We start from the raw sequence: 4,602 nt of genomic DNA, 5'->3' as shown, positions 1-4,602 counted from the left end.
GCATTAAATGGAGCGTTTTTCTCAGCGTGTGTGTCTCCGGTCGCCTGGTATGTCAGGCGCTCGCTGCAGCGGAGACGATCCGTTTTTCCGCCAGGGCCTGCTCCAGTTCCAGCGCTGCCTGCTCCAGCATGCCGTCTGCGCTGTTGTTGCCGGCGGATGCGGCCAGCGCAATGCTGACTTGCAGGCTGAGAAAGCCCGCCGCGGTCTGGTAGGCGCGGTGGTTCAGGTTGTCGTATAGACGCCGGAAACTGGTGGGGTCGCAGTGGCTCAGCTGTGGCTGATAGGTGATCAGTGCGAAGTGATCCTGCTGCAGGCGGCACAGGTGATCCATGGGGCGGACCGATTGGCGCAGGCGCCGACTGAAGGCGAGGACGCCTTGTTGCATGACCTTGTTGCCGCGCTGGCGTTGTTGTAGCTCGAAGTCTTCCAGGCGCATCAGCAGCATGCAGGCGGCGCCGCCGCGTTTCTGGGCGTGTTTAAGTGTGCTGTCCAGCGCGCGCAAGGCATCCTGGCGATTACCAAACCCGGTGAGCGGGTCGATCAGGGCCTGACGTTTGAGCTGGCGGTTCACCGTCAGCATGCGCTGGTAGTCGGTCTGCACCCGGTTGTGGCGCTGGATAATGCGGTCTGCGGCCATCACCCGGTGTTGCAGCTGTTCGGTCATGGCAGATTTGGAGACAAAATCGTCCACGCCCTGATCAAAGGCCTGTTGCAGGGCGTCCACCCCTTCGCGGGCGGTGAGTAGCAGCACATAGGTATAGCGGTTGTTGGCTTCGTCGTTCTGGCGGATACGGCGGGTCAGCTCCAGGCCGTCCATGCCGGGCATCAACCAGTCTGCCACGACCAGGTCGGCGGGTTTCTCGGCCAGCTGGCCAAGGGCATCGTGAGCGCTGTGGGCATGACGGATGCGGGTATAGCCGGCGGTGGCCAGAGTGCGGTTGACCACGGCGGCGGAAAAACGGGCATCGTCCACAACCAGTATGTCGAGTTCGGAGACGTTCATTGGCTTTCTTGTTGTTTTTTGTAAGTCTCGACTATAGCCGGTTTGTGAATTGATTGAAAAGTATACTGTGAACAGGTCGATCTTTCGTGGTTCCGGGCCTGGACCTCAGTCCCGGAAAGCGCTGTGGCGCTGGATCAGGTAGATCAGGCCCAGCACCGGTACGCCCATCAGGCTGGCGAGCAGGAAAAAGCCCGGGTAGCCCAGGTTGTCCACCATGCTGCCGGAGTAGCCGCCGATGGTTTTGGGTAACAGCGTCATCAGCGAGCTGAAGATGGCGTATTGCACGGCGGTGAAGGAGACATTGGTAAGCTGCGACAGGAACGCCACAAAGGCGGCGCTGGCCAGCCCGGCGGTGAGGTTGTCGGCGGAGATCACCGCATAGAGGATGCGGATGTCGTGGCCCGCATAGGCCAGCCACAGGAACAACAGGTTGGTGGCCACGGTCAGGAACGCCCCCAGGTAAAGCACCCGGATCACGCCGTGACGCATGGCCAGCAGCCCGCCCAGAAAGCCGCCGGCAATGGTCATGAATAGCCCAAAGGTTTTTACCACGCCGGCAATCTCGTTCTTGGTGAAGCCCATGTCTTCAAAAAAGACGTTGGAAATCACTCCCAGCACAATATCGGAAACGCGATAAAACCCCACGAAAACCAGCAGCAACAATGCCAGGCGTTTGCCATAGCGCTGGAAAAAATCTTTTACCGGGTCGAGATAACTTTCCTGTACCAGCTGCTTGTCATATAGCGGGGTCAGGGAGAGTAGCTTGATCAGGGCGGCCACCAGCGTTATCGCCAGGGCCAGACGCAGGGTTTCCACCACCAGACCGGACAAGGCTCCGTTATTCACCGCGTCAGTGAGTGTCTGACGGAGCGTGGCGGCGGACTCGGCAGTGAATACGTAGACGCTCACAAAGGCGGCGATACCGGCCACAAACAGGGTCAGGAACTTGAGGTACTGGCGGCTGGTGTACTGCGCGTTGGAGGGCCGGTGGTTTTCCGGTTCGCGAATGATCAGGGTGGTGACGGCCCCGACCAGCATGGTTAGCGCCATGATGGCATAGGTGCTTTGCCAGGCGGCGTAGCTGTAGGACTCGCTGGTGGAGCCCAGCCAGCTGGCCAGTACCAGTGAGCCGGCTCCGGAGGTGAGCATGCCGATTCGGTAGCCGGCGATATAGGACGAGGACATCATCGCCTGTAATTTTGCCCCGGCGGATTCAATCCGGTAGGCATCGATAACGATATCCTGGGTGGCGGCGGTGAAACCGAGCAACACCACCGCAAAGGCCATTAGGTTTAGCGCGCCGGGCTGGGTGGGGTCGACCAGGGAGATACTGAAAATGGCGGCGGCGACGGCCAGTTGTGCCACCAGTAACCAGGCTCGCCGCCGGCCCAGCCAGCGGGTCAACGCTGGCACCGGCAAGCGGTCAATCAGTGGCGCCCAGAGGAACTTGAATGAGTAGGCCAGTGCCGCCCAGCTGAAGTAGGTCACCGTGGAGCGGTCTATGCCTGCTTCGCGCAACCATAGCGATAACGACGAGAAAATCAGCAGCAACGGAATGCCCGCCGAAAACCCGTAAAAGAACATGGTGGCCACACGGGGGTGCAGGAAGGCTTTCAGGGATTGCTGCCAGCTGGTTGATTGTGGGGGCATAGGACTCTTAACGGGTATTGCCGATTGGCGAAAGGCTCATCATAGACACTTTGTTCGCAGGGGGCGATGTGGGTTCAACAGCCTGCTACAGGAAATACTGTCTGGGCACGCGGTCGCCCAGCACCGGAATATTTTCATCGCGTAGCCGTTGTGTCTGAATCTCCCCCGAGGGGGTGCCAGCCAGGGCAATACAGCCATCGGCGCGCAACACCCGGTGCCAGGGCAGGCGGGTGTCCTTGGGGAGCTGGCTCATCAGACGGCCAACAAAACGGGCATGACGGGGAAAGCCCGCCTGTTTTGCCACGGCGCCATAACTGCTGACGTATCCGGGGGGAATAGCGGCGACGATCTGGTAAACGGCATCTCGGAATTCAGGGTTCATGAAAGGTAGCTTCCAGTGGCTAGCTTCCAGCTGCAAGGAAAAACGCAGAGCACAATAAAAAGAGGAAACCGGTGCCAGCCGATTTCCTCTTCTGGGTTGTAGCATCGTGCGTTAGGCATTGAGCGTCCGGCGTTGTTATCGCAGCCCGCCGTCCATATCGATGCAGCGACCGGTGAAATAGTCGGTCTCGAAAATAAAGGCCACGCTGCGGGCAATGTGCTCGGCTTCGCCCAGACGTTTGAGGGGCACCGCCTGTACCAGGCGCTCGCGGGCTTCCGGTTTCATGGCGGCCAACATGTCGGTGTTGATGGTGCCCGGCGCCACCGCCCCGGTGCGAATGTTGTAGCGGGCCAGTTCTTTCGCCCATACCTCGGCCATGGCGGCCACGCCGGATTTGGCGGCGGAGTAGTTGCTCTGGCCGAAGCTGCCCTGGCGGGCCAGGGAGGAAATGTTGACGATCACGCCTTCCTCGGCGCCGGTTTCGACCATCTTGGCGGCGGCCTCACGGCCACACAGGAACACCCCGGTCAGGTTTACGTCGATCACGGCCTGCCACTGTTGCAGGCTCATCTTGCTGACCAGCTCTCCGTCTTTGGCCTTGATCAGCAAGCCATCACGGGTGATGCCTGCGTTGTTGACCAGGCCGTGCAGGGCGCCGAAATCGGCAACCACATTGTTGAACAGGGCTTCCACCTCTTCTTCTTTGGCCACATTGGCCAGGTAGGCGCGGGCTTCGCCGCCAGCGGCTTCACAGGCGGTCACGGTGGCGTCCAGGTCTTCCTGACTCAGGTCCACACAGGCCACTCTGGCGCCTTTGCCGGCAAAAAAGGTGGCGATGCCACGACCCAGGCCACGGCCGGCGCCGGTCACAACAATCACTTTCTGGTTCAGTTCCATGGTGATTCCTTACACTGTCGGTTCACGTTGCAACGGATTATGGTGAGGTGCAGCGGGCAGGCCAATGACCGGATTGCTCAGGCCCGCCGTAAAACGGGAAGCTGGAAAAGGAGAGCAGGACCCCATATGCATCAGGAAGCAGAAGCCCAGTCGTTTATCTATCAGCACAGCCATGCGGCACTGGCCACCGTGGACGATGAGGGCGCGCCGTTTGCGTCTGCCGTCAATGTGGTCCCGGACCATGAAGGGCGCCTGTTGATGCTGGTCAGTGCGCTGGCGGCGCATAGTGTGAACCTGGCGGCCAACCCGGCGGCATCACTGGTGTGGGTGGAGCAACAGCACAGCGACTGGCAGGCGGCCATGCGGTTGACCGTGTCCGGCGAGGTGGTGGCTGTGCCCCCGACCGAGGGGGAGCGTTACTTTCAGGTGTTTCCTCACGCCCGCGAGTACCTCCAGCTGGATTTTCATTTTCTCGCGTTGCGCCCGAAGACGGCGCGCTGGATACCAGGTTTTGCCCGGGCGACCTGGTTGAATGCCGAAGCGCTGGTGCAGCCGTGGGGCTGGGACCTGGCCCGTGAACAGGCCATGGTTGGCCACATGAACGACGACCACGCCGAGGCCATCGATCACTACCTGGCCTTGCTGGGGGCGCCGGGGCAGGGGGCGCAGA

The 4,602-nt window shown here is 60.8% G+C and carries 5 protein-coding genes; 1 reads left to right on the top strand and 4 read right to left on the bottom strand.

Annotated features, from left to right (window positions below; all coding sequences use genetic code 11):
• Positions 1-52: 52 nt before the first annotated feature.
• The 4 genes from A3754_RS16720 to A3754_RS16705 form a co-directional block, all read right to left on the bottom strand.
• Positions 53-1,003 (bottom strand): response regulator, encoded by a 951-nt coding sequence (locus A3754_RS16720; protein WP_063520611.1) that lies wholly within the window; start codon positions 1,001-1,003, stop codon positions 53-55.
• A gap of 105 nt (positions 1,004-1,108) precedes the next feature.
• Positions 1,109-2,653 carry an MFS transporter gene (locus A3754_RS16715; protein ID WP_063520610.1) on the bottom strand — a complete coding sequence of 515 codons (1,545 nt, stop codon included), beginning with the start codon at positions 2,651-2,653 and terminating at the stop codon, positions 1,109-1,111.
• An 85-nt stretch (positions 2,654-2,738) separates the two neighbouring features.
• A complete protein-coding gene (locus tag A3754_RS16710; protein ID WP_063520609.1) occupies positions 2,739-3,035 on the bottom strand; it encodes an MGMT family protein in 297 nt (98 codons plus the stop codon).
• Positions 3,036-3,170: 135 nt separating this feature from the next.
• Positions 3,171-3,932, bottom strand: coding sequence for an SDR family oxidoreductase (locus tag A3754_RS16705; RefSeq protein WP_063520608.1), 762 nt, complete (start codon positions 3,930-3,932; stop codon positions 3,171-3,173).
• A gap of 126 nt (positions 3,933-4,058) precedes the next feature.
• Between A3754_RS16705 and A3754_RS16700 the strand changes: the two genes are divergently transcribed.
• Positions 4,059-4,602 (top strand): HugZ family protein (locus A3754_RS16700; RefSeq protein ID WP_063520607.1); only part of this gene is annotated, 544 nt, incomplete at its 3' end.

Source organism: Alcanivorax sp. HI0083 (genome assembly GCF_001635175.1).
This window is presented reverse-complemented; position numbering and strand designations above follow the sequence as displayed.

Bases quoted from the DNA above. Each gene is read 5' to 3' on its own strand.
- A3754_RS16720 (WP_063520611.1), bottom strand. From the start codon at position 1,003: ATGAACGTCTCCGAACTCGACATACTGGTTGTGGACGATGCCCGTTTT.
- A3754_RS16715 (WP_063520610.1), bottom strand. From the start codon at position 2,653: ATGCCCCCACAATCAACCAGCTGGCAGCAATCCCTGAAAGCCTTCCTG.
- A3754_RS16710 (WP_063520609.1), bottom strand. From the start codon at position 3,035: ATGAACCCTGAATTCCGAGATGCCGTTTACCAGATCGTCGCCGCTATT.
- A3754_RS16705 (WP_063520608.1), bottom strand. From the start codon at position 3,932: ATGGAACTGAACCAGAAAGTGATTGTTGTGACCGGCGCCGGCCGTGGC.